Consider the following 26,900-nt stretch of genomic DNA (forward strand, 5'->3'; position numbering starts at 1 on the left):
TCGACCGTTTTCGCTCGCTTGCTGATGCTGCTGTAGTTCGGGCATGTTAGTGGTACTTTCATCAGAGAAAACACCGAGTTCATGAAACCTTGAACAGCACGAAGTGACAGGTTGAATAGTCGCTTTACCATGAGAGCCGTCATGATCGCAGTGTCTGAATATTGATTGCCGCGTCCACGGTTACCGTGATGTTCAGAGCATAACCAGCCGCTTATCGCTTCTTTGTCGATCCAGAATGTCAGCGAGCCGCGGTTAATCAGTGATTGGTTGTACTCTTTCCAGTTATCTGTTCGGTAAGTGCTTTTTCCCATGAGGGTGGCCTGTCAGTAAACGTCACAAGATCAGATCACTGACTGCAAGAAAAGTTCACGCCGATTTAGTCAACAAAGCCTCGAGTCATCGCTGTATTCATCCTTATGATGGCTATGTGTGTCGACACCATTTACATGCCACCGCATTTGCCAGACAACTTCGAGAAGCCGTCAGGACCAGTGATATTTCCAAAAGAGTTACAGCACATACATTTCGCCACTCTTTCGCAACACGGCTGCTGGAAAACGGAACAGATATTCGAACCGTTCAAGAACTTCTTGGCCATACTGATTTACGAACAACGGAAATTTACACACACGTTATTGGAAACCGTCGGGCGGGAACGAAAAGCCCTGTTGATTTCATCGTTTAAATACAAGACGACAAAAGCGAACCACTGGTTCGCCTTTTCGAGCGTTCATCAATCACGGTCTCTGGTGGCTCAATCGATCTCTTACGCGGAAACTCATATTCCAGTTGAATTTCACTGCACAGATGGCCAAGAGGATCAGGATAACGCCAACTCCTTGCAATACTGTGATGGTGTGGTCAAACGCCAGGTAATCCACAAACAAAGCAGTGACCGGATAAATGAAGGATAAGATAGCGATCAGCGACGTACTTAGCCTTTGAAACGCGTCATACATGATGACGTACATGAATCCGGTATTCACTAAGCCAAGAAACAACAGACAGCCCCAGGAGGATGCTTCGATCGGGAGCTGTTCAAAATTGACCCAGGGCAGCAGGAATAACCCACCTAAAAAGACCTGAATCACCGCAATCACACTGGCGGGTACATGGCTGACTTGTTTCGTCAGCAAGGTCGTAATGGTATACAAAAATGCCGCGCCTAACGCCAATAAGAGCCCCCAAACTGCGCCATCCGCCTTGCTTTCACCACGGATGACCGCCCAAATGTCATCGAGTGGGATCCCCACAACCAAGCCTAGGCCAATCATCGCAACAATCAAGCCAAGCATTGTATTGAAACCGGGCAGCTGCCGGGTTAACAGTGCACTCACGAGCACCAGCATCATGGGCTGCATATGGTAAGCAATCGTGGCGATGGAAAACGGGATATAGTCGAACGAGGCAAACAAAAGCACCCAATTGCCAACCAGTGTCACGCCACCGGCGATTATTACCCCCAGCACAGAAACCGTGATCATCTCCTTTCGAAATTGCTTGGTCGCGGCCACATACGCAGCGAGAAACAGGGAGCCGATCAAACAACGGAAAAAAACCACATTCCAGAACGACTGGCCGGACTCAATTACGAAATAGCCAATCGTCCCGGACAGCATCATGGCGGCAACCATCTCCAGGGTGCCTTTTTCTTTATCTGAGCTAAACATTTGCTATGTACCTTTAACAACTCATGGTGATAGCTTATAGATTACGCGTGAATACCCTATCAGCGAATACGATAAACAAGGCACATATCGGTTATCTCTTTAAAAAGGAAGTCCAATTGAGAAAAGTACTTAAAAATGAAAAGTGGACGCTTGACGCCATCGACAGTCAGATATTGACGCTGCTGGACACCAATGCCCGACTCCCCGTTGCAGAGATAGCCCGTGCAGTCAATATGTCCTCGCCGAGCATCAATGAACGACTCAAAAAGATGGAGGAACATGGCGTCATTGCCGGATATACAGTCGAACTTGATCCGGAAAGCTTCGGTTATCCACTGATGGCAATTGTTCGCATGCGCCAGCACCCGGGGAAAATCAAGCAACTGGAAGCGATGATCGAGCGCATCCCGGAGATCATCGAGTGCGATAAAGTCACGGGTGAAGACTGCTTCTTCGCCCGAATTTGCTTTGAAAGCATGTCGCAACTGGATGATGTGCTTGATAAAGTGTCGACATTAGCGGACACAAACACGTCCATTATCAAGTCAACTCTGGTGAAACGGCGCAACGTTCCCTACCAATTTGCCGCCAAGCGCTGACAGATGATCGGCTTCTCGTTCAACAATGAAACGAACAACCTGGTTTGGAAGTAATCTCCCAATAACTACTTCCATTACGCTCCAAATGGGTGAATAACACCCATTTGGGATGCGTCAGTTCATATTTTCAACTTTAAAATTGGACCAAGCCGAAAATCGTATCGCCGCATGCAGTCACGTCACCGGAAGTTAATACAAGTTGCATAACCTACCCACTCTTCTTCAACTTCATTATTTTTCAGAGGATATGGAATGAGTGCGTATAGTGAAGCCTCTCCTGCATTGGGTGTGAATCAAAAATGGCCGCAGTGGCTGGCCGTTATCAGCTTAATTTATGTGATTTTACTGGCCGTCGGGATGATCGGTTCCGGATTTAAAGCCGCCACCGGGAATCATGCCAAAGAGCTGTTCGAATTTGCCGCCAACCCCTTTATGGGATTAATCATCGGGACCATTTGTACGGCGTTGATCCAATCGTCCAGTACCGTCACCTCGATCATTGTCGGGATGGTTTCCGGAGGGTTACCCGTCGCGACCGCTATCCCGATGGTGATGGGCGCCAATATCGGCACCACCATCACCAATACCCTGGTGAGCCTGGGGCACGTCCGGGACAAGAACGAGTTTAAACGCGCTTTCTCCGCTGCCACAGTACATGACTTCTTCAACGTTATCAGTGTATTGATCTTCCTGCCACTGGAGATCATGTTCGGCTTTCTGGAGAAAGCTTCAGCGGTGATTGCGAATTTCTTCCTCGGCGGCAACGCCATGAGCATGAGCGGTTTGAACTTCATCAAGCCCATCACCAAGCCGGTGATCAGTGCAATCAGCGACCTGCTGTCGACGCTTGGCCTGAGCCAGACCATGGCCGGCGCCGTGACGATCATTCTTGGCATTGGTCTGATTTTCTTTGCCATTACCTTAATCGGCAAACTGCTGAAAACCCTGATGGTCGGCAAAGCGAAACAAGTGCTTCACGCCGCCATTGGCCGCGGCCCACTCAGTGGGATCGGCTCCGGCACCTTGGTGACGGTTCTGGTTCAATCTTCCTCGACCACCACCAGCCTGATGGTGCCGCTCGTCGGTTCCGGCGTGTTTAAAGTCCGGGATATTTACCCGTTTACCCTGGGCGCAAATATCGGAACCTGTATTACCGCGCTCCTGGCTGCCACGGCAATCTCCGGCGGAAATGCGGTGTTTGCACTGCAAATCGCAATCGTCCACCTGGTCTACAACATTCTTGGCGTTGTGGTGATTTACGGCATTCCCTTCCTGCGTGAAATTCCGTTGATCCTTTCTGAAAAACTTGCCGGCGCCGCTGCGGAAAGAAAACTCTATGCGGTTGGCTACGTTCTGGGTGTGTTCTTTATTACCCCGGGACTTTTAATCATGGTCAGTCGATAAGGAGCACGTCATGGATCATCAAAAACTTGCTGAGATCGATAGCCGTATTCACGAACTGCGAAATCTATTGGTTCAACTGGAAGAGGCTTCAGAAGCACTCCGTCAACAGGGGCAGCACGAAGCCGTCGATCATCTGGAAGACTACATGGATGCCACGGATGTTGATGTCACCAATATCGCTTTATTCAAAGAAGAAGCACTGAATGAGCTCAAAGCGTTGCTACAGCGGCTGAAAAATCTCATCCCACACGGCTAAGTCACTCCCGCACGTTCAAAGCACCTACAAGCGAGTATTTTCATCAAATACTCGCTTTTTTGTCCGACCGGACATTTGCTGTGTGCTCACAACGACCCTTCGCTCAGTTTGGTTGACCGCAACAATTTAACGGTTTCTGCAACTCTCTCTGCTCGACTTCCGACCCTGGCGTCATTCAGTAAACAGATAACGCCACAGAAAAAATACGTGACGTGAATCACCAAACATATCGCAACAACTGAACCTGGTTATTAATTTATGTGAAAATCATCGCCGTTAAACCGCAATTACATTGAATAATACTTTGGTTAACTTTGAGGGACACAATGAGAGAAGTTGATTTCAGGCCGATTGATCGGCTGCTTATAAAAACCAATGTGACGGATAAATTCTGGATTCTGTTCTGCTTGTTTGCCGTGGTGCTGATTGGCTTTTCAGGAAAACACTACTTCTCGACATTGGATCACCTCAGCACAACCAGCCGGGTCAGCGCACAAGCCCAGGTCGATACCGCGGTGACGACCCTGCTGGCGCTCAAAGCCGATGAAGCTCAGGTACAGCAAGTCCTACAATCCCAAGGCATTCAACTTCGTTCTTCCATCGCTTCTTCCTCCGATCAACAAGTCACTGCATCTTCCACCATTCATGGCCAATATGCCGTTCTTACGGTGCCGGCAGTCGACGCAGCCGCCAAAAGCGCCGCACTCACCCAATTTTCACTATCTTTTCTGCCTTTGTTGCCACTGGCACTCCTTTTTTACTGGGTATCGACGCACTTGATGGGCGCGCTTTGGGTGATCCATCAAACCACCCGCCGCCTTGCTGACGGCGATTTAACCTCACGGCTGGGTTTCCACATTGGCCGGGATGAATTCGGCGTGATCGGTCACGAGCTGGACCGTACCATGGATACCATCAGTGACATGGTCAATACCGTGAAATCCGGCTCGGCGACGCTGTATGAAACGGCCACTGCATTTTCGCAAGACGCCAAAGTATCTGAGGCCAGCGTGAACAAGCAATACGCTTCCGTGGACTCTGTCGCAACGGCGATGGAAGAAATGTCTGCAACCGCCACTGAGATTGCAAACTACGGTGTGCAGGCATCAGATCAATCGGACCAAGACACCACCCGCATCATGCAAAGCAATGATCGCGTCCAGGAAGCGATTGCGATGATGACCACCCTGTCGCAGCATACGCGCAGTGCCGCAGACAGTGTGATCAGCCTGAATGAGAAAGCGACTGCGATCAATGATGTGATCACCACGATCAATGCAATCTCGGAACAAACCAACTTGCTGGCCCTTAACGCTGCCATTGAAGCGGCCCGAGCCGGGGAACAAGGGCGCGGTTTTGCCGTGGTCGCGGATGAAGTCCGTACTCTCGCCAGCCGGACACAAAATGCCACCATTGAAATTCAGGGCATGATCGATCAGCTTCAGTCCGAGACTCAGGAAATCTCGCTGAAAACAAATCAAACCCTGGCGCAAGCGGAGCAAAGCAGCCTGCTGATTGGTGAAATTGGCACGGATGTCAGCGAAATTGCTGACTCAGCCAAATCCCTGATGGACATGAGTGCTCAGATTGCGACGGCGGCTGAAGAGCAGACGGCGGTAGTCAATGAAATTGCATCGGAATTGAACGACATTCGGGAGCAATCCAGCCAACTGCTGAACGCATCGCAAGAGTCTGTCGGGAATATTCAGCAGCTCACCGACACATCACAATCCCTCAATGAAGTGCTGAAAAAATACCGCACTTCAAACTAATCTGAATCCGGCTCTTTGTTGCGCAGGCTCTTTGTTACGAAGAGCGTTTCGCACAGCAAAGAGCCTCATTGCTATTCTCGTCTTAAATCCCAGCCATTAACCCCGAGGTAATGACTTGCCGGTGCTGTTTGAGATAGTCGATGTCGGCCAGATAACTCAAATGATGTCCCTGGGCGATGTTTGCCTTGAACTGCGCATTACCCGCATCCGCTTCGCTCTGCATGAACGCTACCAGGGCCGCGAGTCGCTTCATCATCATCTCAACCAACAGTTGTCGCTGCGCAGCGCTCGCCCCGTAGGCATCACAAAATGCCTTGGCCCGGTCAATCTGTGCTGACAGGGTTCCCAGCGCATCCGTCGGATCGGTTTTGAAAGGTGCCCAACAATAAACGGCATACGCCATATCCCACACTCTGGGACCGGGATGCGCCGTATCGAAATCAAAGACGCCGCTCACCACTTCCCCCTTCAGGGCAACATTATAAGGCGCGAAATCGCCGTGGCAGATCACTTCCTGCGGCGCTTGTGCAGGCAGCATCCATAGATGTTGATGGTCTGAGTTCGATGATAAAAAGCTGGCAGAGGCGTCATGTAACTGCCGCAGCAAACTGGCCGCAGAAGTTAACGCATGGTGGCTGGCAATAGCCCTCGAAAGCGGATAGTTATACGTCTCGCCTTCGATGTAGCTCAACATCTCCTGTTCACCGTCAACGCCAATAAACCTTGGGCAATTCATCACACCGTGAGCATGTAAATGATCCAGCAGTCGGTGAATGGTTGCCGACCACGGATTCAATGGCCGGATGACCCGATCTTTGTCGTGATAAATCGCTCTTTCCGGGCTCCCAATCTGTTTTCCCATGAAGCAGTTTTCCCTTCCGTTCCCTTACGCCCCCTAACAAGCAGGAGCCCTATTGACCTGACTCGACCATCGCCATAATTTTTGTCGCTTTTTCGAAGTGGTCCAACTGGTGGGTTTGGATCCACCATGTTGCCGCTTCCATCAGCAGCTCAGGATCATCGTTTTTGTTGGCAAAAAACGCATAAAACGACACTCCAACATGCTCGCCTTTCTGGCTGATTTTCTTACTGCAAACTTGAATGACTTTCTCTCGTAACGACTGGCGCATCAGCTTCCTTTATGTCTTTATCCAATGTCTTTATCCGGTTTCGGGGTTTGTTCACTGTTATAGCCGTGAACCTTTCATATCGAAGCACCATCAAAGCCATTTTTCCATCAGCAACAGCGTTTGACCCGCAACGTTATCGGTGGCAAATGGCTGATAACCAAGTTTTTGGTAAATGTATTTCCCCCTGTCATTGGCGTCAAACACATCAAGCCAAACTCGCCGGCGCGCCAGTTGCACCCGGCAATATTGCTCAATGGCGAGAATGGCAGCCTGACCGGTTCCGGCGCCTTTGCTCCCCACCACAATTCGCCGAAACTCCACGCTGTCATCGCCATCCAATGCCAAGATGATAAAACCAGCCACTGCTTGCGCCTGCATGATGGCGAGGTAAATCACATCTGGCTGACGCATGACCGCATGATGCTTTTCCGCTGAATACGACAGAATGAACTGCCGTGTATCCGCATCACTTTCAAACCCCACGAAGACATCAACATCGCCAGTCGTCGCTTTTCTCAATTCAATCACTGTGACTCCAATTACCTTTCGTTTAAGCCGGCTCCAACCACGGACTCTTCAGACAAATGCGCTCGGCATCAAAATCGATTTCAGCGTCGACGCCAAGCGGAGTGACGAGCATCGGATGGGTATGACAGCTATCAAAGCCGTACAATATAGGCAGCGCCTGGCCATTTAGTACTTCAATCAGGACATCCAGAGGTGTACGCCCCGTGCCTTTATCATCAAACAATTCATGCTTGCCCAGTACAATCGCCGAGACTCTGTCGAATACGCCACAAGTTTTTAGGTGGCAAAATGCGCGTTCGACGGTTTCGATCCCTTTCAGTGAATCTTCCAAGAATAAGATATCGCCGTCGACGATTTCCGGCATATAGGGACTCCCCCAAATACCTGCCATCGTATTAAGGTTGCCACCGATCAAACGACCTGAAACGACGCCGTGCCCCCGGTAGAGCCAGCCATTGTCTTGGCTGGGTTTCGGCTCAGTCTGTGTTTCCCAGTCTATTTTCGTGTCGGTCCATCGCTGCGGCATCGCATAATGAAAAGGAAGTAAGCTCTGTTGGCACAATATCGTTTCAAAAGACTGGTAGGTCTCCTCAACCAAAGGAGGCAACTCTCCAAAAGAAGCAACCAGCGCAGGGCCGTAAAATGTGATTAACCCGGTCCTAGCATATATCCCCAACAACAGCGCGGTGACATCTGAATAGCCGATGATGATCTTGGGATCCCGGATCAAGGCATCATAATCAAGATACGGCAGAAGCGCATTGCTGTTACTGCCGCCGATTGTGGACATCACACACCGAACCTCAGGGTTTCGTATCAATGCATTGAATTCTTCCGCCCGCTGTTGGATCGAGCCAGAACGGTAGTGATCATGTTTTCCGGTCAATAAACCAGGCTGTAGTTCAAAGCCTTTGCTGCGCAGAAACAATTCCGCCCGCTTGAACCGAGTCGGCGCAAATACAGTTGCCGGGGATGATGGCGAAAAGAATCCTATCTTATCTCCCGGTTTTAACGGCTTGGGTAAAATAACTGACATTGTTCTTCCTTGGTAACAACTGACGTGGATGAATGCCCACCGGGAACCCAGACATGCTGGCTGAATAATCAACAGCGCTTGGCGACGATCCGCATTTCCACCAGCGAATTTTGAGGGATAAATTCTGATACCCCAATCGCAGACCAGGCTGGGTAAGGGGCCTGAATATACTGATCTTTAACTCTGGAAAACGTCTCGATGTGCTGGCGTAGGTCGATATGGAAAGTCGTCATTTCTAAAATGTCGTCATACGTCAAGTCAGCCGCGGCTAAGTAAACACCCAGCTTATAGAATGCATCATGAAACTGCTCTTCCGGATCCGTGCTGATCGGCTTGTCTTTTCTTGCCGCTGTCACGCCAGACAAATACACAGTTCCATCACTTTCAATCACCGGTGAAAAATGCCAGTCATCGTAATAATGCTGAAAATCTTGAGGGACAATCGATTTTTTCATGTGCTTCCTTGTGATTAACGTGACTTAACCAGCCGGCCCGATAGGAAAACAAGTAAATGCATTGATTTTTAACCGGCATGCATCATTGCATTGGATGAAGCATCCAGACATTCGGTTCGTTGTAAACAGCCCGATCGTTGTCTGTATCAACCATAACCGGCATCAAGGCGCCTGGTACCACGTATTTCCCCGAGACCGGAAATACCATTTTTGTCCATGCCGACCAGTCACTCAGCGAACTGGCGACTTCCAGGGTACTTTCAGCGATATGAATGATTTCTGCGCCCAGCTTTTCATGAACCCGAAGCCAGGGATCAAACAAATAACCCTCACTGTTGCGCCAAGTTGAATAATCCGTGATCGCTTGCAACGGATACTGCGCTTTCTTCGTCGGCCGAACCGGAACCACCAGGGAGGTTAATCCCAGCGATAGCGCGAGGGTCTTCATCTCGACAAGCACTTTCGCACTCAGCCCCTGGCCTTGTGCCTCAGCATCAACCAAAGCACCAATTGGAATCAAGGTGTTCGCCTGCAAGCCGTGACGCTTCGTGTGAAGACCGTTCAGCAACACGGCCTCGATCGATTCCGGCAAGTTTTCAGGTGTGCCATCCCAGATGACAGGAACCGTAAAACCAGCCGCAATCACCTTGTCACCTTGGACCAACACGAGGACCGTATCGCTCAGTTCGTCATAAAAACGAGACCAGCTCTTCGCATCGCCATTTTGGAGAAACAGCGGCCATGAACGGTCATCCAGTGACGCAACCTGGTCAATTAAATCAGCTCTGTCTTTCAGGCTGTAAACTTCATACTGCATTGTTATTTTTCTCGATAGTGTAAACTGTTATGGAACGTGAAATGCCCCCAACGGGGCTCTGCCGTACAATCGGCAAACCATAGAAATTGCTATGCTAGATTCGTGCTGATGCTGTGGTTGTCTTCGCGTGATTGCCTTCGACACCCAAGACGACGATTTGATTATGGGTAAACGCTGATTTCGATTAGGTTCTGGTCGGGATCCGTGAAATACACCGATTCAATGGCTCCCATGGCGCCGGACTTGGTCACAGGGCCTTCCACAATATCAATGCCCTCTTTCGACAGATGCGCGACGACGTCTTCGATCGGCCACGATGAAATCAGACATAAGTCACCGGAACCAACACCGGCTTTATTTCTTCTCTCTTGCCCTAACAGCTGCAAGTTGATTTTTTGATTCCCGAACTTCATTGCTTTTCGCCCGTTGGCGAACGTCACTGTGTCCATTAACAGCACGCGCTGATAAAACTGAACAGACGCATCAATATCAGCAACGGTTAAAACAAGATGGTCGATATGACTAATCATGATGCTCTCCTTGGCGATTGCCTTTGCTACAAGCATGTTTGATCGTGGCAGACTTCAACCCTGCCACGATCAACAGTGCAGGAAGTGATTCAATGCACCGCCTCTTTCATACACCTTCAAGCGTTTATTCACTTCTGAACTCAGATTTGAGCAGGCCGAAACACTTGAGATCATGAAACTGATCCTTCCAATAGCCGGATTCCCTGCGGATCCCTTCTTCGACAAAGCCCAGCTTCAGCAACACGTGCTCCGATGCCGTATTCCCAATCACCGTATCGGCTTGAATCCGGTTCAAAGGTCCGCAAGGTAACATCCCGTCGAAGGAAGCTTGAATGATCGCATGCACCGCTTCTGCCATGAGCCCCTGCCCCCAATAATCAGGTCGCAGGTCGTAGCCAACAACAGCATGTCTCATTGCGGCATTCCATGAATTAAACCCGCATGTTCCGATAAGTTGGTTGGTTTCTTTCAATCGAATCGCCCAGCGAATCCCCTGCTTATTTTGAAAACGTGACTGAAAGAGATCGATTAACTGGACCGCTTGTTCGGCCTGATGAAAAGCTGCCACATCATAATACTGGACCACTAAATCATTCGAGAAAATCTCAAACAATGCATCTTTGTCTTCTGGATAAAGAGACGTGAGGGTCAGTCGTGAGGTGCTAAGTTCGGGAAACATCAATTGATTGCTCTCCTTAACGTCGATGTTTGAAAAATCCGCATTCCAAATTGCGGTTTGGCTTTCATGAAAACACACAAAGAAAAAACGGCCTCGCTGGAAGAAGCCTATTTCCAGCGTGAGGGCGATACGCGATGTAACGATGACAACAATCCCTGAGACTGTAAAAAGCCCCGGCTCAGGAAAAATCGTTCAAACACGTCATTGACGGGATCGTGCTCGACCACCAGCCATTCAAGGGCGGGATTATTGAGCGATGCCTTCACATCATGCAACTCAGGGCTCTTGGTACAGATTGATCCCTAATGCTTGTTGCTTTCGCTTGCTCAGACCAAGTGCCACGATACGGTATGACTCGGAAAGGTAATATCTGAGCGCTTCATCTAACTCACCCGAGGTTTCGGTTTGCTGAATCCATTTCATCCCCCGCGTTGCGAAATACGGGGCCGGGATATACCCGTCATGGTTACTCAGGAAAACAAAATTCAAGTCTGAGGTTTTAAAGGTATAAACGGGCTGTTCCTGTTTTCCCCGACTGCCAATCGCAAACACTTTGCCACCGACTTTCCAAACCTGAGAGTTTCCCCATTGCACGACATGGGTGGTTGCCGGAAAAGAACCACAAAAGTGATTAAATTCATCGACATTCATATTCAATCCCTTTCTTTTTGCGTAACAACAGGCAGCTGACGTAAAAGCGGACAACTACGTAAAAGCAGATAATTTAAACATGGCCAGCTTACGCAAATGCAGGCCATTTCGGCAAAGACAGGTGGCTGGAACAAAAACACGCTACCGCCAAAGATAGTCAAATCCCGCTGCCTGGCCCGCTCTTTATGTGTACAAAAGCATATCATGCCAACGCGTGCATCTGATAAGAAAATTTATAAAATTTGATGTATAACAAGCCATTAGCGGGATCTCCTCCGTCAATGCATACTTTTAATCGCCGCTTTGCTCACGCTGACAAACCTTTTGCTGAACATGGTGAGGCGCTTGCTCGTAGTGGCTCAACACCATGCTAAAACACCCCTCGCCGCCTGTCATGGCACGCAAACGCTGTGCATACCCTTGCAGCTCATTAAGGGGTGCCCGCACTTGCAGGGCCGTAAAATTATTGGGCTCGACATTGGTGCCCAAAATCACCCCGCGATTTCCGGCCAGCTCGCCGGTCACGTCCCCGACAGACAGGGTCGGCACCAACAGGGATAGCTCAACAATCGGTTCGAGGATAATCGGGCTGGCCTGATTCACCGCATCAAGGAATGCTTTTTTCCCGGCGATCACAAAAGCAATTTCCTTCGAGTCGACCGGGTGATGTTTCCCGTCGTAGACCGTTACTTCGACATCACGGATGGGGTTGCCTGAGATCGCACCTTCTTCGACGGCCTGCCGGATCCCTTTCTCGACTGCGGGGATCAATGAGGTCGGAATCGCCCCACCCACCACCTTGTTGATAAACTGGAAACCTTCCCCACGCGCCAGCGGCCGAACTTTCAACTGAACCTCACCAAACTGACCGGCTCCGCCACTTTGTTTTTTATGGCGATAATGCCCCTCTGCCGCTTGGGTGATCGTCTCAAAATACTCAATACCCGGCTCAGCGGTTTCGACTTGCAGCTTATAGACCGAAGCCATTTTCTCCAGGGCGATTTTAAGATGGAATTCCCCTTGCCCACTGAGAACCGTTTCATTGGTTCGGCTCCGGTGCTCCAGACGTAGCGTCGGATCTTCTGCGGCGATCTTCTGCAACGTTTCGGATAGCTTCTGTTCATCTCCCCGCTTGGTGGGCCGTATCGCCAAACTGTACATCGGCTCCGGGAATTCCAGAGGATGCATGGTGATCCCATCTTCATCATGGGAATCGTGAACCACGGTGCCAAAATAGAGTTCATCAATTTTGGCCAGGACACAGAAATCTCCGGCAGTGGCTTTTGATATTTCAATCCGCTTGTTCCCCTGTTGCTGATAGAGGTGAGCGACCTTAAAAGATTTATGGCTGTCGTTGATATACAGCTGACTTCCCGCGTTGATTTTTCCTTGAAACACACGAAGATAAGCCATCTTCCCTAAATAAGGATCAACACTGATCTTAAAGACATGGGCGACGCTGTGATCGCTCTGGGTCAGATTCACCGGCACCGGGCGGCCATTTTTTTCCAGCAGTGGTGGATTCCCCTCCTCGGGTGTCGGCATGATCTCCATCAGGGTGCGCAGCAGCAAATCAACACCGGCCCCGCTTTCTGCGGAAACAAAACACACCGGAATGACGTGCCCCATTCTTAATGCCGCTTCGAACGGCTCGTGCAGTTGCTCGGGTGACAATTCCGACCCCTGCTCCAGATAAAGCGCCATCAGCGCTTCATCCACTTCAATCACCTGATCGACCAACTGCTCATGTGCAGCTTCAACCGAGCTCATCAGCGTCGCCTGTTCATACGCCGGCTCAAAATAACAATCGACCACACCGGTACCATCTTGGGTCGGCAGATTGATCGGCAGGCATGCCGCGCCAAAATGCGAGACCAGTTCAGCCACCAGCGCCGGAATCTTATCCGGATTGAGATCCTGCTTATTGATAATCACCATCTGGCACTTTTGTTGATCCCGTGCGAAAGAAAACAAACGATCGGATACCTGATTGAGCGGCGTATTGGCATCCAGCACCAGCGCCGTCGATTCAATCGCCGGGAAAATACTGAACGTACGCCCCAGCAACTCCAGTACGCCGGGAGTATCAATGATGTTCATACGATGTGACTGCCAGGTCAGCGTCACCGGTGTGGTTTCGATACTATGCTGGTACTGGATCGACTGGGGATCGCAATCCGTCACCGTGTCACCGGTTTTCACGCTGCCGAGGTGGGTGATGGTCTGGGAATCAGATAACAGCCGCTCAATCAGGCTGGTTTTTCCCACCCCACTTTGACCGACAAATGCAATATTTCGGATTTCATGAACAGCCATACAAGCCCCTTAACGATTGAAATGTCAGACTCAAATCCCGGTCAACGGATGACGATTCCTGGCGGTATGCCCGCAAGATCGTCTGTCAGGTCAAGCTTCGTATCGGGACGGTCATCATGAGTCCTTGTTTACGGCGAATAGTTATAGCTTATCGTCTGCGCTGCTTCTGTTGAGATAAATCATGCCAATTCTCGAATAAAACACGCGCTTGAAGGAAAGAGGCTTTGTCATTCCATACAAAAAAGGCCCCAAACCGGGGCCTTGTTTTCTGCAGTAACCGTTCTTTGGCAACGGATACGTTAACCATCCATTTTTCGCATCTGGTTCAGGTACTTGATCCAGCTTTTAGACGTCGCAGTCGGCTGGATGTTATTCGCCTGTTTGGCATGAATAATGGCCTGGTCAAAATCTTTCAGCTTGTAATACGCCCGGACCCGTGCCAGCTCAACATCCGCCTGACTGGCTTTTTGCTTCACACGATTGAGTTCAGCCAATGCCCGATCAAACTGACCTTCCTGCAACAGCAGCTGCGCCAGCGCCCAGCGATGACGATTGTCGAGTCGCGCTGCGACTTCCCAGGATGAAATGGCCTTGTCCCACTCTTTTGCCTGCTGCCAGTACATGGCTTGCATGGACATCAATTCCGGATCGTCCTGAGCCCCCTCCAGTTGCGCATAAATTTTGGCTGCCCGCTCAGGGATCCCCTGCTGGGCGTAGAGCTGCGCCAACGTGGTCAGGTTTTGCTGGGTCAATGCCACCCCCTGGCGCTTTGCCAGAGCCAGTGTTTCCAGCGCGTGTTTCGAACGGCCGAGCCGCAATTGAATACCCGCCATCTGTTGCCACCAGGACAAATGATCCGGTTGCAGGGCGATCAGGCTCTGCAAGGTCGGCAAGGCACTTTTCCATTGCTCCAGTTGCAGCTGAGCGCCCAGTTTCATGGACAGGATCGGCACTTCCGGCTGCGGCGCATATCCCTGATAAGCCTTCACGGCTTTCAGCACCTGCTGCCATTCGCTCAACTGATAATGGGACTGGGCGATGCGCAGCCAGAGTTGCGCCGGCTCTTGCTGCTCCGGGATATTCTTGGCGAGCTGATAATAATGCGGCAACGCACGTTTGTACTGCGCATCAGTCAGCAGAATATCGGCCAGCATTCTTTGGGTAGTCCAGGCCTGTTGGTCTTGAAGTAAACCGGTGTCCACCGCATAGGCCAGATGCTTGATCGCAGGCTTGATACTGCCCTGCTGCCAATAGAACACCCCCAGCATCCGCTTCACGAATGCCTTGTCATACGCTTTTGCGGGATCGAGACCGGCAAGTAACTCGATGGCTTCACCGAGTTTGTCTTCTTGCTGCAGGTTATGGGCACGCTGAACCTTATTGGCCGTAAATTGCGTCAGCTCCGCGTGAGTCGTGGCAGTTGTGCATGCCAGAGCAAGTAATAATACGAGACGTTTCATCATTGATTTAACTTAAACTCCAGTCTGATCGTTTGACCCACCTGCGCAATCGCAGCCCCATCCACCACTTTCGGCTGGTATTTCCACCGTCGAAGTGCTTGCACCGCTTCCCGCTCGAAGATCCGACGCGGGTTCGCATCCAGAATCTGAATATCGGTCGGACGGCCTTGCGGGTCGATCGTAAATGACAATACGACATACCCTTCCAGTCCCCGTTTCTGTGCCCGAGGCGGATAATTCGGCTCAACCCGGTACAGCGGCATCGCTTGCTGGTTGGTACCGAAATCCGAGAATTGCGGCGCTTCAACCTGCACCCCGGTCACTGCGGTATCCAGCGACAGGTTCGGCATCGTCGGCGCAATACTGGCCGTCACGGCCTGCTGCGAGGCCGCAGGGGTTGCCTGCGGTGGCGGCTCCGGCATATCCGGCTGCGGCGGGACTGCCCGCTGCCGACGGCGAATTTCCGTGTCCTGCTCAACCATCACCATGTCGAAAGCAAGCAGCGGCTTATCTTCCGGCAGCGACTTGTCACCATTATCGACCATCCAGGCCATCAGGGTGAACAACCCCAAAGCCATTGCCAGCGCAGCAGGCAGAGCCATGAGTAATCGCAACATCAGCCTTTCTCCGCTGCCAGGGCAATGTTTTTCACACCGGCCCCTTTGGCCGCATCCATCACTTTCACGACCGTGCCGTTGTAAGCATGTTCATCGGCCTGGATCACCAGCGACGCATCCGGCTGGTCGAGCAGCAAGTGCTCCAACGTCGCCTGAACCCGCTCGGCATCCACCACGCGCTTATCGATGTAGATGTCGTTGGCAGAAGTGATCGCCACAAAAATCCCGGCATCTTTTTGGCTAACCACATGGCTGGCCTGTGGCCGGTTCACTTCAACCCCGGATTCACGGACAAACGAGCTGGTCACAATAAAGAAGATCAGCATGATAAATACGATGTCCAGCATGGAGGTCAAGTCCACCTGGGCTTCTTCCCGAGCAGAAGACGGACGGTTCAGTCTCATCGCTGACTCCTTAATATTTTTTCTAACTTCAGTTCACGCCAGTGGCAAACCTTTGCCAGACGCGCGTGAACAAACATTCCGGCCAGTGCCGCAACCATCCCGGCCATTGTCGGTAAGGTTGCCAGAGAGATCCCGGAGGCCATGAGTTTCGGCTGGCTGCTGCCTTGCGTCGCCATCACATCAAACACCGATATCATCCCGGTGACCGTGCCCAGCAGTCCAAGCATCGGACAAATGGCAACCAACACCTTAATGAAATTCAGGTTCTGGCTCAGTGCTTGCCGCGCTTCATTTAACCAACCTTCCCGCTGGGCCAGGGCATACCAGGACGACTGATCCGTCCTGGCTTCCCATTGTTGTAACCAGGCTTTCTGCTGTTTCGGGTACGTGACGAGCAGGTATAACACCCGCTCCATCACCAGCAGCCATTTCACCAGAACCACAGCCGCCAGCCACCACAACACCTGACCACCCTGGTCCATGAAATGCTGCAAGGTGTACCACCAGCCTTCAGCACCTATGGTTTGCAATATGGGGAGTTCAAATAGTGATGTTTCCATCAGGCGGCACTTCCTGCTTGTTCTGCTTGCGCGGCAACCAGACTAATCCCCTGTTTTTCGAGGATATTACGGATTGTTTCAGCCTGGGTGCTCAGCACATTATGAGCCAGCAGCAACGGCATGGCAGCAATCAGACCAAGCACGGTCGTCACCAGCGCCATTGAGATCCCGCCGGCCATCACGGTCGGATCGCCGTTACCGAACTGCGTGATCACCTGGAAGGTTTCGATCATCCCGGTCACGGTGCCCAGCAGACCCAGCATCGGGGCCAGCGCCGCCAGCAACTTCAGCATCGACAGACCTTTCTCCAGGCCCTGCTGCTCATCCACAATGGTTTCCAGCAACCGAAGTTCCAGCGCTTCAACAGAGCGTTTCTGCTCTTTGTTATAGACACGCAATACACGGCCCAGCGGGTTATTCCCCGGCTGTGTCGGGTTTTTCAACTGAGACTGAATTTGCTGGCGGATCACCAGTAACTTCATTCCGCGGAACAGGGCAATCAGGGCACCAATCCCCAGCAGACCCAGGATAATTTTACCGACCACGCCGCCATGTTCGATCCGATCTTTCAGCTCCGGTGTATTGGCCAGTTGTTCCAGCATGATGCCACGAGACGGGTCGACCACAGCCATTTGCAGGCCGGAATCCAACAGCGGTGACATGGCGCCGAATACCGGTCCTTGCTCCGGTTGTCTCAAGTACGGCGTTGCCACCCGGCGCTCGCCATCCCACGCGATATAGCCCTTCTCACCAATCATCCCGATGCTACCCAGTCGGTAGGCCTGAACATCAGACTGATAGCCTTCACCGTTAATAAACGGCACCGTCACTTCACGCATTTCGGCACTGGCTGAAATTTGATCGCTCATGCCCTGCCACAATGCCGTCAACTGAGACAGCGATGGCAATGCCTTGGCTTCCACCACTTCCGCGACAACATCTTTGAACGCATGGCGATCAGCACTGGTGACCGAAAATGCCATTTCAGAATCCAGCTCTTTTGCCGTCTGACGAACAACCCCAAACAACTCACCCAGACTGCCGGTTTCCAGACGCAATTGCTCTTCAAGCTGGGCCAGTTTGTTCTCATTCTCACTGAACGTTTCGCTCAGGCGCTCCGTTTCCTGCTCAAGCTGTACTTTCTGGGCTTTGAGGGCTTTCAGCTGGGCCCGGATTTGTTGCTCTGTTTGACGGAAACCGGCTTCACGCTCTGCATTGTGGACTTTCTGAACCTGCTGCGCTTGACGGGTCTTATCCACCAGCTCCGTATTGGCCATGGCGGTGGCTGGCAACGTGAACAGGCAAAGTGCGGCTACTATCGCTTTAATCTTCATTTATTTGCCCTCCACATGCACAGACACCGGCAACGTCACCAGACTCGGCGCGGCCTGTTTGGTCGCAATGGCAAATGCCTTATCCACATTCGCAGCCATCTCGTTATCGAGTGTCTGCCAGCTGGTTTTACTGTCATTCCACGCCCAGTAGCGCGTGCCGTCTAAGCTACGGGCAACCAGGGAAATTCGGCCCAGGTACAGTTGCTCCGCTTCGATAGACTCTTCGGCAGAGAGTGCCAGCGGCCCCTGGAAGACACCCAGTTTGGTGCCGTAGTCCATTTCAATTTGGTACGCTTCGAGAATACGACGGTATTTCTCTGCATCACTGACATCCGCCTGCGCCATCATGAATTCCAGTTTGGCGACACGCGCCAAACGTTGCTGCTGACGGATAGGCTTGTCCGTCGCCACCAATTGCTTCAGCCCGTCGATCATCTTGTACATCAGCGGCACCACACCCTGGCGGGTATCTTTAATGCCGGCGATCTGATCGTTCAGGCTCTGCGCTTCCGCATTCTGGCTGGCGACTAGCCGGGCCAGGTGATCGCGATACACCGTCAGGTTCTTCACTTCTTCCTGAAGCATTTCGACTTCTGCTTTCATCGCAAGTGCCGTTTCGGCACTTTTATCGATTTTCTTCTGGCTGTAAGCAGAAGCGGCATTGGTTTTACTTTCAATGGCCCGGGCCGTATCAAGGCTGTCGGCTTGAGCGCCCGCACTCATGCTGACCATGATCAGCGCGAGACTGGATTTCTTTAAGTTCATCTGGCAATTCATCTTTTACGGGAATGCACACAAATTTAAAATTCACTCCGTGAATTTTATTGAAAATACAAGCTTCTACATCCTGCTTGTCCGATTTAACGGTCCACATCTTAATTGAAAATAAATCTCATTTAAACATCTGGGTTCATAAAAACAGGTCTTTTTTTCTGTTCAATATGTTGTCGCTGGCCTCAGGTTCTTGTCACCACAGTACTTTTGCCGATGAACCGCAGCCCTGAGCATGAGTTACCGTGTAATTTTCAACGGGTAGAGGTATAATGCCGCGGTTTTTTTGATTGATACGGTATAAGAAGTGACAGATGTAAATCTCGACGAAGTACGTCGCCAACTGACAGAGTTAAATTTCAAAGCAGATAAGATTCGGATTGTGACCGTCTCCGCCATGGATGAAGCCACCCTGGAGACCTGCACCACCACTGTAAATGAATGCTTCTATAACAGCTATATGAATGTTATCTACGGCAAAGGCGATCGTTATGTGTTGGGCTACCGCTGCGAAGATCCCATTGTCGACCATGCGATTATCCGCAAAGGGGAGCAGTACTTCGATCCGACCTTACAGGCCAATGGCGACTTTGTATCTTATCAATATGCCATCCTGACCGAATTTACCGTGTTTGACATGATGAAGCACGCCAAAACCAACAAGGACTTCCCACCGGATGTCGACTATCTGCTGAGCAAAGCCGGCAAGTTCAAAAATGTTATTGACGTCGACAAGCTCAAAAAATAACGCCGAGCCTGCTGCCGACCACCCAGCCAGTCTGTACATTGCATACAGGCTGACTGGCCTGGTATTCAGCCACCATAAGAACGCGACTTCTCCCCGGGCATCTCACCATTGACCGGCCCTGATTAGACATACATTGTCTTTGAATCATACAACCTGAGCCGCATACGTGGCGAAGGAGCCGCTCTTTCCCCAAGTACGACTCACAGCAAATCACGTCAACGTTGCTCCCAGCGCGCTTCCAGGTAAAACACATCCCCTCAACGTTTTCGTGTACAACCTCATAAATCTGAGTCTAAAAAGCACCAAAACGCATTTACTCCGTGATACTCAATACAATCTATGGCATATATAGCAGCAATATTGTCATGGAACAGCGGTAAAATAAGCTGCTAACTCAAATACATAGTATTTCCAACAGTGCAGGGATCGGAAACCTATGAGAATCATCGTGTTCATTTTCATCAGCCAGTTATTGCTTGGTTGTTCCAGCGGCGTTTACGTTTCACTACCTGAAAAGTATAAGTCCACAGAGCAGCCCGTCGGGTTTCTCGCCGGCAGTTTGAGTGCGACGACCATCTGGCCCGCATCCGGGGAAGGCCTGATCACCACCCTCTATATCCGCCAAATTGGGGATCCTGAGTACCTGACCGTCGCCAGTAACCATGAAGATGCCGACTTCAACACTGACACCCTGAAAGGGCAACTGTTTTATCTTGCCTTGCCCGCCGGACAATATCAGCTGTTTTCAATCGGCTTCAAAGGCAGTAACGGGAATAAGTCAATTTACTCCAAATCGCCGGAAGAGCTGAATCTGACCTTTACCATCACCCCCGGTGCAGTTACCTATATTGGCCAGTTCATCACCTCCAGCCTGGTCGCCAAAAGCCAGTTGTGGAATCTCGAATATCCCAGCGGCTATGGCTATATTACCTACAGTGACGCGCAGCAACGGGACAAGCCTTTACTGCAGGAAAGACACCCTGAAGTCGACCACTTAACCTTCACGCCCGTGATGCTGGCCGAAACCGATAGGCGCCTGACATCCAGCCGTCCCTGAACTTCTACACGGCCCAGGCGCAGCATAGATCGTTGACGCACCTCTGAGTCACCTGAATTAAAAACGAAGCGAGAGCCCTTAGCTCTCGCTTCGTTTTTTCAGACCGCAGTTTTCAGATGCTTTTTCACTTTCTTCAGTGCCATCTGCCTTTTAAGCGGTGAGAGATAATCGATAAACAATTTCCCCTTTAAATGATCAATTTCATGCTGCATGACCACAGCCAGGAAATCATCCCGCTCAATAGTGATCGGCTCACCGTGGCGATCCAATGCCGAGACCGTCACTTTGGTGAAGCGGGGAACATCAGCATAATAACCGGGAACCGACAGACAGCCTTCCTGCCCCATGGTTTCCCCTTCCCCGTGAATTACCTTCGGATTCACCAAAACCAAAGGCGCGTCCCGTTGTTCAGAGATATCGATCACCACAATGGCTTCCGTACGTCCGACCTGGGTGGCCGCCAGGCCAATCCCATTGGGCGTGCTGTACATCGTTTCCAGCATGTCATCAATCAACGTCTGTACCGCGCTGACATCACTCACGTCAGCGGCCTGTTCACGAAGCCTGCTGTCAGGCGCAGCCAAAATTTCTAGTACTGCCATGTATCCTCAGTCCCACATCCAAAAATACTATTCTGGCACACTCTCCCCCATTCATGCCACCAATCGCATAACATTCAAAGCAATATAACGCGTCATCCGTACAAACATTTCTACATTCAAATCAAACAGTTCGCTGTTATAATCACTCAACGACCTGATCAAACACACGCTGGTACCTCATGGATTTTGATGCTCTGCTGACGCTTTCTGAAAACGGCAAAATTTTTGCCAATCCGCGCCGAATCGCCCTGCTAAAAGCCATTCAGCAAACCGGTTCAATCAGCCAGGGCGCCAAGCTTGCCGGCATCAGCTACAAAGCCGCTTATGACGCCATCAAAGATATGAATACAAGGTCCGCAACGCCGGTGATAGCCAGCGAAAAAGGCGGTAAAGGGGGCGGTGGTGCTGAGGTAACCGACTTTGGACACCGGTTAGTGCAAATGTATGACCTGCTCGATACCATCCAAAACATGGGCCTGAAAGCCTTAAACGATCCGGATGCGCCGCTCCACAGCCTGCTGGGGGTGATGACCAAGTTTTCGCTTCAAACCAGCGCCCGAAACCAGCTCTTTGGCACCATCAGCCATATTGAGCGCCACAGCCTGCATGATAAAGTCTGGCTGGCTTTGAAAGGCGGCCAGCACATTTGTGCGACCATTACGCAAGGCAGCACCCGTCGGCTGGAATTGACCACCGGGAAAGATGTCATCGCGCTCGTTAAAGGACCAGCCGTTCACATCCGCCCTCAAGCGCTCAACGGTACTCCCCCGGAAGATCCGGCCTGGGATAATAGGGTGCAAGGCGAAGTTGCCAGTATTCGGGAAGATCAGAATTCAGCAGAGGTGCTTGTCAAACTGGATGAATATGATGAGATTTGTGCGTTGATTGACTATCAGCGGAAAAACGCTCCGCCCCTCGCTCCGGGCCAGCCGGTGACGGCGTACTTTGCCTCAACTCAGGTGATTATTGCGACCCTGTGCTAATGCAGTGAAATGCAATCATCGAGAAAAATATCGTATTCTGGCTTGGGTAACAGGCAATCTTCAAACGACTGGTAGTCCAGATACACAGCCCCCACCAGCAAGATCAGTGCGAAGGTCAGCCCGATCAGGGAGAGCCTTGCCATCCAGGCTTTTCGTTGTTTCAGTCCAATCATCAGGCACACCACCAGTGCAGGCGCAGTGGCCCACAGTACGGGGAGCATGTTCAGGTCAGGAAATACCATAGCCGGGAATCATTCTTCAGACAAATAAAGCCAAAGGCATGATGATAAGGTTTTTTTTGCTTCCAACCAAACCTCTCCGCCAGAATTTACATTAAATGACACTTCTCTGACGATCGTCATCTTTCGGCCATACGGCTCTGGTATGTGATCCCTCCCTCCTTTTGTGCAAGATTTCCGTTTGAGTTCTGATTCACGTCACATTTTGTATGAGATAACGATGATCATCGAAACGTTTCGATCTATATTTCAGCCATCGAAACGTTTGCGTAAACGTTTCGATGCTCATAAAAACAACAACTGTCGTCACGCGAGACCAATTCCACGGATTTGCATGACACGACTGATGAAGGTGCCACGATGAAAAAAAGCGCTCTGATTAATGCCGATTTGTCCCATCTGATTGCAACACTCGGCCACACGGATGAAGTGACCATCTGCGACGCCGGGCTGCCAATTCCCGGAGAAACCCAGCGCATTGATTTGGCACTGATCCCGGGTGTTCCAAGTTTCATGAACACCATCCAGGCGGTTCTGAGCGAAATGCAAATTGAAGGCGTCGTCATGGCCGAGGAATTTGCCGAAGTCAGCCCGGCACACCACCAGGCGCTGCTGACGCTGATCGACGAAGAAGCGCGGAAAACTGATACAAACATCGCCGTCACCTACATCCCCCACGAAGCATTCAAGGCACAGACCCGCCGCAGTAAAGCGGTGATCCGCACCGGTGAATGCACCCCGTACGCCAACGTGATCTTTCAGTCCGGCGTGGTGTTCTAACCCGAATTTTCGCTTAGCTGCAAGGAAATGACATGAAACAGCCAATTCTCGCGCTTCAAGGCATTGAAAAAGCATTCCCGGGCGTCAAAGCACTCGACCACGCCTGCCTCAATGTCTATCCGGGGAAAGTCATGGCCCTGATGGGCGAAAACGGGGCCGGTAAGTCGACCCTGATGAAAACGCTGACCGGTATCTACGCCATGGACGCCGGTGAGATTCACTACCAGGGCCAGCCGGTCCGCTTTAACGGTCCGCGCCACTCTCAGGAGGCCGGGATCAGCATTATCCACCAGGAGCTGAACCTGATCCCGGAGCTGACCATTGCCGAAAATATCTTTCTCGGCCGCGAGCCGACCAATGCCTTCGGCGGGATTCAGTGGGGCAGGATGTATCGCGATGCCGACGCCCTGCTCAAGCGCCTGAATGTGAAGCACAGCGCCCGAACGGCATTGGGCGACCTGAGCCTGGGCGAACAGCAAATGGTTGAGATTGCCAAGGCACTCTCCTTTGAATCCCAGGTCATCATTATGGATGAGCCGACCGACGCCCTGACTGATACCGAAACGGAATCCCTGTTCAAGGTGATCAACGAGTTACGTGATCAAGGCTGTGGCATCGTCTATATCTCCCACCGTCTGAAAGAGATTTTCGAAATCTGCGACGACATTACAGTGCTGCGCGACGGCAAGTTCATCGGAGAACGTGCGGTTGCAGAAACAGATGAAGACACCCTGATCGAGATGATGGTGGGCCGCCGACTCGATGATCAGTACCCACGCATTGCGGTTCAGCACGGTACCACCTGCCTCGAGGTGAAAAACCTCCACGGCGAAGGGCTGAACAATGTCAGCTTCACGCTGGATCGCGGTGAAATTCTCGGCATTTCCGGCCTGATGGGTGCGGGCCGTACCGAACTGATGAAAGTCATTTACGGTGCCCTGCCACGGCAATCCGGCGATGTGCTATTGAATGGCAAGCCCATCAACCCAACCACGCCGCAAGAAGGCCTGGCCAGCGGGATTGCCTACATCTCGGAAGATCGCAAAGGCGACGGTCTGGTACTGGGCTTATCGGTTAAAGAAAACATGTCGATTTGCGCCCTCGACCAATTGTCGACCGGGATCCAGCTGAATCACACTGAAGAAGTGACAGCCGTCGACGACTTTATTCGCCTGTTCAACATTAAAACGCCGAGCCGGGATCAAATCATCGGCAACCTGTCGGGCGGGAATCAGCAGAAAGTGGCCATCGCCAAGGGATTGATGACCAAGCCCAAAGTGCTGATCCTCGACGAGCCGACCCGCGGCGTGGACGTCGGCGCGAAAAAAGAGATTTATCAGCTGATCAACCAATTTAAAGCCGAAGGAATGAGCATCATTCTGGTGTCTTCAGAAATGCCGGAAGTTCTCGGCATGAGTGACCGGATCCTGGTGATGCACGAAGGCCGGATCAGCGGCGAATTCAAGGCTGCAGAGGCCGATCAAGAAAAACTACTTGCCTGTGCGGTGGGCAAACAGACCAATGAGGTAGCAGCATGAGCACCAACGCGATGACCAAATCCCCGACCAACGAGAATAAAAAACGATTCAGCAAAGCCTGGCTCATTGAACAAAAATCACTGATTGCGCTGCTGTTTCTGATTGTCGTGGTGTCATTCCTGAACCCGAATTTCTTTACGGTTGACAATATTCTTAACATTCTGCGCCAGACCTCGGTCAATGCCATTATTGCCGTCGGCATGACTCTGGTGATCCTGACCGCCGGGATTGACCTCAGTGTCGGCTCAGTTCTGGCCCTGTGCGGGGCATTGGCCGCGACACTGATTGGCATGGAAGTGCCGGTGATGGTTGCGGTACCAACCGCCCTGTTGGCCGGTGCGGCACTCGGCGCCATCAGCGGTGTCATCATTGCCAAAGGTAAAGTGCAGGCCTTTATTGCCACGCTGGTCACCATGACCCTGCTGCGCGGTGTCACCATGGTGTTCACCGAGGGTCGCCCGGTTTCAACCGGTTTTACCGATGTGGCTGACAGCTTTGCCTGGTTCGGAACCGGCTACGCGCTGGGCGTTCCGGTGCCTATCTGGCTGATGGTGATTGTCTTTGCCGCCATCTGGTATCTGCTGAACCACACTCGCTTTGGCCGTTACATCTATGCTCTGGGCGGTAACGAGTCGGCCACGCGTCTGTCCGGCATCAACGTGGATCGCGTCAAGATTGGTGTGTACGCCATCTGTGGCCTGCTGGCTGCGCTAGCCGGAATTATCGTGACCTCTCGCCTTTCCTCGGCGCAACCGACCGCTGGAATGGGCTACGAGCTCGATGCAATTGCCGCGGTTGTCCTTGGTGGCACCAGCCTGGCCGGCGGTAAAGGCCGGATTATGGGCACCCTGATTGGCGCCCTGATCATCGGCTTCCTGAATAATGCCCTGAACCTGTTGGACGTCTCTTCCTATTACCAAATGATTGCCAAAGCAAGCGTGATTCTGCTGGCGGTCATGGTCGATAACAAAAACAAGTAAACCTCTGACGCGGGCTTCCCCCGACCCGCAATTACCCGACATCTGTAGAAGGAAATCACAATGAAAAAGTTAGCAACCCTGATCTCTGCTGCCATGCTGTCTGCCTCTGTCAGCTCGACTGCGGCAGCCCAGGACACCCTGGCGATGGTCGTCTCGACCCTGAATAACCCGTTCTTCGTCGCCATGAAAGAAGGCGCGGAAGCCAAAGCGCAGGCGCTGGGTTACAACCTGATTGTGCTGGACTCGCAAAATGACCCGAGCAAAGAGCTGTCGAATATTGAAGATCTGACCGTTCGCGGCGTCAAAGCCATCTTGATCAATCCGACGGATTCGGATGCTGTTTCGAATGCCATCCGCATGGCCAACCGCTCAGGGATCCCGGTACTGACGCTGGACCGCGGCGCCAGCCGGGGCAAAGTCATCAGCCACATCGCTTCGGACAACATTGCCGGGGGTGAAATGGCCGGCCAGTTCATCATGGAAAAAGTCGGTGAGAAAGCCCGCGTGATCCAACTGGAAGGCATTGCCGGTACCTCTGCCGCTCGTGAGCGCGGCCAGGGCTTCATGAATGCCGTGAAAGCCAACGAACTGAAACTGCTGGCCAGCCAGCCGGCGGATTTCGACCGCACCAAGGGCCTGAACGTGATGGAAAACATGCTGGCAGCCAACCCGGATGTCCAGGCCGTTTTCGCCCAGAACGACGAAATGGCGCTGGGTGCCCTGCGCGCGGTACAGGCATCGGGTAAAGACGTCCTGATTGTCGGCTTCGACGGCACCGATGACGGTATTGCGGCGGTGAAACGCGGCAAACTGGGCGCCACCATTGCGCAGCAACCAGACCTGATTGGTGCGCTGGGCGTCGAAACTGCCGATAAGGTATTGAAAGGTGAGCAAGTTGAGGCCAACATTCCGGTACCACTGAAAGTGATCACTCAGTAAAATCCACAGGCAGGTCTCCCGGTTACCGCCGGGAGACCTGCCCGA

The 26,900-nt window shown here is 51.7% G+C and carries 32 protein-coding genes; 12 read left to right on the top strand and 20 right to left on the bottom strand.

The window, feature by feature from the left end; genetic code table 11:
- On the bottom strand, window positions 1–311 hold a 311-nt coding region (locus VV869_RS19425), incomplete at its 3' end, for a transposase (RefSeq protein WP_337736580.1).
- 29 nt (window positions 312–340) lie between these two features.
- On the opposite strand from VV869_RS19425, the gene VV869_RS19430 reads away from it, so the two are divergent.
- Entirely contained in the window at window positions 341–685 is a 345-nt protein-coding gene (locus VV869_RS19430) for a tyrosine-type recombinase/integrase (protein WP_443147345.1), read from the top strand.
- A 52-nt stretch (window positions 686–737) separates the two neighbouring features.
- Here the strand turns inward: VV869_RS19430 and VV869_RS19435 are convergent, their stop codons facing one another.
- Complete coding sequence (locus VV869_RS19435; protein ID WP_337736581.1) at window positions 738–1,634, bottom strand: DMT family transporter; 897 nt, start codon at window positions 1,632–1,634, stop codon at window positions 738–740.
- A gap of 83 nt (window positions 1,635–1,717) precedes the next feature.
- Between VV869_RS19435 and VV869_RS19440 the strand changes: the two genes are divergently transcribed.
- The 4 genes from VV869_RS19440 (at window position 1,718) to VV869_RS19455 (ending at window position 5,701) form a co-directional block, all read left to right on the top strand.
- A complete protein-coding gene (locus VV869_RS19440; RefSeq protein ID WP_337736582.1) occupies window positions 1,718–2,269 on the top strand; it encodes an Lrp/AsnC family transcriptional regulator in 552 nt (183 codons plus the stop codon).
- Window positions 2,270–2,521: 252 nt separating this feature from the next.
- A complete protein-coding gene (locus VV869_RS19445) occupies window positions 2,522–3,673 on the top strand; it encodes a Na/Pi symporter (RefSeq protein WP_337736583.1) in 1,152 nt (383 codons plus the stop codon).
- 10 nt (window positions 3,674–3,683) lie between these two features.
- Window positions 3,684–3,929: a hypothetical protein gene (locus VV869_RS19450; protein ID WP_337736584.1), complete on the top strand. Its 246-nt coding sequence runs from the start codon at window positions 3,684–3,686 to the stop codon at window positions 3,927–3,929.
- Between the two features lie 326 nt (window positions 3,930–4,255).
- Complete coding sequence (locus VV869_RS19455; RefSeq protein ID WP_337736585.1) at window positions 4,256–5,701, top strand: methyl-accepting chemotaxis protein; 1,446 nt, start codon at window positions 4,256–4,258, stop codon at window positions 5,699–5,701.
- 82 nt (window positions 5,702–5,783) lie between these two features.
- On the opposite strand, the gene VV869_RS19460 is transcribed toward VV869_RS19455, so the two are convergent.
- The 16 genes from VV869_RS19460 to VV869_RS19535 all read right to left on the bottom strand — a co-directional run bounded on the left by VV869_RS19460 (window position 5,784) and on the right by VV869_RS19535 (window position 18,983).
- Complete coding sequence (locus VV869_RS19460; RefSeq protein WP_337736586.1) at window positions 5,784–6,563, bottom strand: phosphotransferase enzyme family protein; 780 nt, start codon at window positions 6,561–6,563, stop codon at window positions 5,784–5,786.
- Between the two features lie 49 nt (window positions 6,564–6,612).
- Window positions 6,613–6,831: a DUF6500 family protein gene (locus VV869_RS19465; RefSeq protein WP_337736587.1), complete on the bottom strand. Its 219-nt coding sequence runs from the start codon at window positions 6,829–6,831 to the stop codon at window positions 6,613–6,615.
- Between the two features lie 90 nt (window positions 6,832–6,921).
- Complete coding sequence (locus tag VV869_RS19470) at window positions 6,922–7,359, bottom strand: GNAT family N-acetyltransferase (protein ID WP_337736588.1); 438 nt, start codon at window positions 7,357–7,359, stop codon at window positions 6,922–6,924.
- Window positions 7,360–7,381: 22 nt separating this feature from the next.
- On the bottom strand, window positions 7,382–8,395 hold the full coding sequence (locus tag VV869_RS19475; RefSeq protein WP_337736589.1) for a S66 family peptidase: 1,014 nt from the start codon (window positions 8,393–8,395) through the stop codon (window positions 7,382–7,384).
- 68 nt (window positions 8,396–8,463) lie between these two features.
- On the bottom strand, window positions 8,464–8,850 hold the full coding sequence (locus tag VV869_RS19480) for a RidA family protein (protein ID WP_337736590.1): 387 nt from the start codon (window positions 8,848–8,850) through the stop codon (window positions 8,464–8,466).
- 82 nt (window positions 8,851–8,932) lie between these two features.
- On the bottom strand, window positions 8,933–9,667 hold the full coding sequence (locus VV869_RS19485; protein WP_337736591.1) for a hypothetical protein: 735 nt from the start codon (window positions 9,665–9,667) through the stop codon (window positions 8,933–8,935).
- Between the two features lie 161 nt (window positions 9,668–9,828).
- Window positions 9,829–10,197 carry a VOC family protein gene (locus VV869_RS19490; protein ID WP_443147344.1) on the bottom strand — a complete coding sequence of 123 codons (369 nt, stop codon included), beginning with the start codon at window positions 10,195–10,197 and terminating at the stop codon, window positions 9,829–9,831.
- Window positions 10,198–10,321: 124 nt separating this feature from the next.
- Window positions 10,322–10,876, bottom strand: coding sequence for a GNAT family N-acetyltransferase (locus VV869_RS19495; protein ID WP_337736663.1), 555 nt, complete (start codon window positions 10,874–10,876; stop codon window positions 10,322–10,324).
- Between the two features lie 276 nt (window positions 10,877–11,152).
- On the bottom strand, window positions 11,153–11,527 hold the full coding sequence (locus VV869_RS19500; protein ID WP_337736592.1) for an MmcQ/YjbR family DNA-binding protein: 375 nt from the start codon (window positions 11,525–11,527) through the stop codon (window positions 11,153–11,155).
- Window positions 11,528–11,818: 291 nt separating this feature from the next.
- Window positions 11,819–13,843 (bottom strand): elongation factor G, encoded by a 2,025-nt coding sequence (gene fusA, locus VV869_RS19505; protein WP_337736593.1) that lies wholly within the window; start codon window positions 13,841–13,843, stop codon window positions 11,819–11,821.
- Window positions 13,844–14,142: 299 nt separating this feature from the next.
- Window positions 14,143–15,303: a tetratricopeptide repeat protein gene (locus VV869_RS19510; RefSeq protein ID WP_337736664.1), complete on the bottom strand. Its 1,161-nt coding sequence runs from the start codon at window positions 15,301–15,303 to the stop codon at window positions 14,143–14,145.
- A complete protein-coding gene (locus tag VV869_RS19515; RefSeq protein WP_337736594.1) occupies window positions 15,303–15,920 on the bottom strand; it encodes an energy transducer TonB in 618 nt (205 codons plus the stop codon). The genes VV869_RS19510 and VV869_RS19515 overlap by 1 nt, the downstream gene beginning before the upstream one ends.
- Window positions 15,920–16,324: an ExbD/TolR family protein gene (locus tag VV869_RS19520; RefSeq protein WP_261604256.1), complete on the bottom strand. Its 405-nt coding sequence runs from the start codon at window positions 16,322–16,324 to the stop codon at window positions 15,920–15,922. The genes VV869_RS19515 and VV869_RS19520 overlap by 1 nt, the downstream gene beginning before the upstream one ends.
- Entirely contained in the window at window positions 16,321–16,806 is a 486-nt protein-coding gene (locus VV869_RS19525; RefSeq protein WP_337736665.1) for a MotA/TolQ/ExbB proton channel family protein, read from the bottom strand. Before VV869_RS19525 ends, VV869_RS19520 begins: the two co-directional genes overlap by 4 nt.
- Window positions 16,807–16,883: 77 nt before the next feature.
- Complete coding sequence (locus tag VV869_RS19530) at window positions 16,884–18,218, bottom strand: MotA/TolQ/ExbB proton channel family protein (protein ID WP_337736595.1); 1,335 nt, start codon at window positions 18,216–18,218, stop codon at window positions 16,884–16,886.
- Window positions 18,219–18,983, bottom strand: a complete 765-nt coding sequence (locus tag VV869_RS19535; protein ID WP_337736596.1) for a DUF3450 domain-containing protein — start codon at window positions 18,981–18,983, stop codon at window positions 18,219–18,221.
- A gap of 313 nt (window positions 18,984–19,296) precedes the next feature.
- Here VV869_RS19535 and VV869_RS19540 point away from each other — a divergent pair, with 313 nt between their 5' ends.
- Together VV869_RS19540 and VV869_RS19545 are read left to right on the top strand one after the other, a co-directional pair.
- On the top strand, window positions 19,297–19,737 hold the full coding sequence (locus VV869_RS19540; protein WP_337736597.1) for a hypothetical protein: 441 nt from the start codon (window positions 19,297–19,299) through the stop codon (window positions 19,735–19,737).
- Between the two features lie 436 nt (window positions 19,738–20,173).
- Window positions 20,174–20,794 carry a hypothetical protein gene (locus VV869_RS19545; RefSeq protein WP_337736598.1) on the top strand — a complete coding sequence of 207 codons (621 nt, stop codon included), beginning with the start codon at window positions 20,174–20,176 and terminating at the stop codon, window positions 20,792–20,794.
- Window positions 20,795–20,892: 98 nt separating this feature from the next.
- On the opposite strand, the gene def is transcribed toward VV869_RS19545, so the two are convergent.
- Entirely contained in the window at window positions 20,893–21,396 is a 504-nt protein-coding gene (gene def / locus VV869_RS19550) for a peptide deformylase (RefSeq protein ID WP_337736599.1), read from the bottom strand.
- A 179-nt stretch (window positions 21,397–21,575) separates the two neighbouring features.
- Between def and VV869_RS19555 the strand changes: the two genes are divergently transcribed.
- On the top strand, window positions 21,576–22,379 hold the full coding sequence (locus tag VV869_RS19555) for a TOBE domain-containing protein (protein ID WP_337736600.1): 804 nt from the start codon (window positions 21,576–21,578) through the stop codon (window positions 22,377–22,379).
- On the opposite strand, the gene VV869_RS19560 is transcribed toward VV869_RS19555, so the two are convergent.
- A complete protein-coding gene (locus tag VV869_RS19560; protein ID WP_337736601.1) occupies window positions 22,376–22,621 on the bottom strand; it encodes a hypothetical protein in 246 nt (81 codons plus the stop codon). The genes VV869_RS19555 and VV869_RS19560 overlap by 4 nt on opposite strands.
- 357 nt (window positions 22,622–22,978) lie before the next feature.
- Here VV869_RS19560 and rbsD point away from each other — a divergent pair, with 357 nt between their 5' ends.
- From rbsD to rbsB, 4 genes are read left to right on the top strand one after another with little or no spacing between them, the layout of a single operon-like run.
- Window positions 22,979–23,398, top strand: a complete 420-nt coding sequence (gene rbsD, locus VV869_RS19565) for a D-ribose pyranase (protein ID WP_337736602.1) — start codon at window positions 22,979–22,981, stop codon at window positions 23,396–23,398.
- Between the two features lie 32 nt (window positions 23,399–23,430).
- A complete protein-coding gene (gene rbsA, locus VV869_RS19570; RefSeq protein ID WP_337736603.1) occupies window positions 23,431–24,936 on the top strand; it encodes a ribose ABC transporter ATP-binding protein RbsA in 1,506 nt (501 codons plus the stop codon).
- Complete coding sequence (gene rbsC, locus VV869_RS19575; RefSeq protein WP_337736604.1) at window positions 24,933–25,916, top strand: ribose ABC transporter permease; 984 nt, start codon at window positions 24,933–24,935, stop codon at window positions 25,914–25,916. The genes rbsA and rbsC overlap by 4 nt, the downstream gene beginning before the upstream one ends.
- A gap of 60 nt (window positions 25,917–25,976) precedes the next feature.
- Window positions 25,977–26,855 (top strand): ribose ABC transporter substrate-binding protein RbsB, encoded by an 879-nt coding sequence (gene rbsB / locus VV869_RS19580; protein WP_337736605.1) that lies wholly within the window; start codon window positions 25,977–25,979, stop codon window positions 26,853–26,855.
- Window positions 26,856–26,900: the final 45 nt, after the last annotated feature.

It is taken from the genome of Photobacterium sp. MCCC 1A19761, from assembly GCF_037389125.1.
In the GTDB taxonomy this organism is placed as follows: domain Bacteria; phylum Pseudomonadota; class Gammaproteobacteria; order Enterobacterales; family Vibrionaceae; genus Photobacterium.

Coding starts and splice junctions, on each gene's coding strand:
- VV869_RS19435 (WP_337736581.1), bottom strand. CDS start 1,634: ATGGTTGCCGCCATGATGCTGTCCGGGACGATTGGCTATTTCGTAATT.
- VV869_RS19445 (WP_337736583.1), top strand. CDS start 2,522: ATGAGTGCGTATAGTGAAGCCTCTCCTGCATTGGGTGTGAATCAAAAA.
- VV869_RS19450 (WP_337736584.1), top strand. CDS start 3,684: ATGGATCATCAAAAACTTGCTGAGATCGATAGCCGTATTCACGAACTG.
- VV869_RS19455 (WP_337736585.1), top strand. CDS start 4,256: ATGAGAGAAGTTGATTTCAGGCCGATTGATCGGCTGCTTATAAAAACC.
- VV869_RS19460 (WP_337736586.1), bottom strand. CDS start 6,563: ATGGGAAAACAGATTGGGAGCCCGGAAAGAGCGATTTATCACGACAAA.
- VV869_RS19465 (WP_337736587.1), bottom strand. CDS start 6,831: ATGCGCCAGTCGTTACGAGAGAAAGTCATTCAAGTTTGCAGTAAGAAA.
- VV869_RS19475 (WP_337736589.1), bottom strand. CDS start 8,395: ATGTCAGTTATTTTACCCAAGCCGTTAAAACCGGGAGATAAGATAGGA.
- VV869_RS19480 (WP_337736590.1), bottom strand. CDS start 8,850: ATGAAAAAATCGATTGTCCCTCAAGATTTTCAGCATTATTACGATGAC.
- VV869_RS19485 (WP_337736591.1), bottom strand. CDS start 9,667: ATGCAGTATGAAGTTTACAGCCTGAAAGACAGAGCTGATTTAATTGAC.
- VV869_RS19490 (WP_443147344.1), bottom strand. CDS start 10,197: ATGATTAGTCATATCGACCATCTTGTTTTAACCGTTGCTGATATTGAT.
- VV869_RS19495 (WP_337736663.1), bottom strand. CDS start 10,876: ATGTTTCCCGAACTTAGCACCTCACGACTGACCCTCACGTCTCTTTAT.
- VV869_RS19500 (WP_337736592.1), bottom strand. CDS start 11,527: ATGAATGTCGATGAATTTAATCACTTTTGTGGTTCTTTTCCGGCAACC.
- fusA (WP_337736593.1), bottom strand. CDS start 13,843: ATGGCTGTTCATGAAATCCGAAATATTGCATTTGTCGGTCAAAGTGGG.
- VV869_RS19510 (WP_337736664.1), bottom strand. CDS start 15,303: ATGAAACGTCTCGTATTATTACTTGCTCTGGCATGCACAACTGCCACG.
- VV869_RS19515 (WP_337736594.1), bottom strand. CDS start 15,920: ATGTTGCGATTACTCATGGCTCTGCCTGCTGCGCTGGCAATGGCTTTG.
- VV869_RS19520 (WP_261604256.1), bottom strand. CDS start 16,324: ATGAGACTGAACCGTCCGTCTTCTGCTCGGGAAGAAGCCCAGGTGGAC.
- VV869_RS19525 (WP_337736665.1), bottom strand. CDS start 16,806: ATGGACCAGGGTGGTCAGGTGTTGTGGTGGCTGGCGGCTGTGGTTCTG.
- VV869_RS19530 (WP_337736595.1), bottom strand. CDS start 18,218: ATGAAGATTAAAGCGATAGTAGCCGCACTTTGCCTGTTCACGTTGCCA.
- VV869_RS19535 (WP_337736596.1), bottom strand. CDS start 18,983: ATGAACTTAAAGAAATCCAGTCTCGCGCTGATCATGGTCAGCATGAGT.
- VV869_RS19545 (WP_337736598.1), top strand. CDS start 20,174: ATGAGAATCATCGTGTTCATTTTCATCAGCCAGTTATTGCTTGGTTGT.
- def (WP_337736599.1), bottom strand. CDS start 21,396: ATGGCAGTACTAGAAATTTTGGCTGCGCCTGACAGCAGGCTTCGTGAA.
- VV869_RS19555 (WP_337736600.1), top strand. CDS start 21,576: ATGGATTTTGATGCTCTGCTGACGCTTTCTGAAAACGGCAAAATTTTT.
- VV869_RS19560 (WP_337736601.1), bottom strand. CDS start 22,621: ATGGTATTTCCTGACCTGAACATGCTCCCCGTACTGTGGGCCACTGCG.
- rbsD (WP_337736602.1), top strand. CDS start 22,979: ATGAAAAAAAGCGCTCTGATTAATGCCGATTTGTCCCATCTGATTGCA.
- rbsA (WP_337736603.1), top strand. CDS start 23,431: ATGAAACAGCCAATTCTCGCGCTTCAAGGCATTGAAAAAGCATTCCCG.
- rbsC (WP_337736604.1), top strand. CDS start 24,933: ATGAGCACCAACGCGATGACCAAATCCCCGACCAACGAGAATAAAAAA.
- rbsB (WP_337736605.1), top strand. CDS start 25,977: ATGAAAAAGTTAGCAACCCTGATCTCTGCTGCCATGCTGTCTGCCTCT.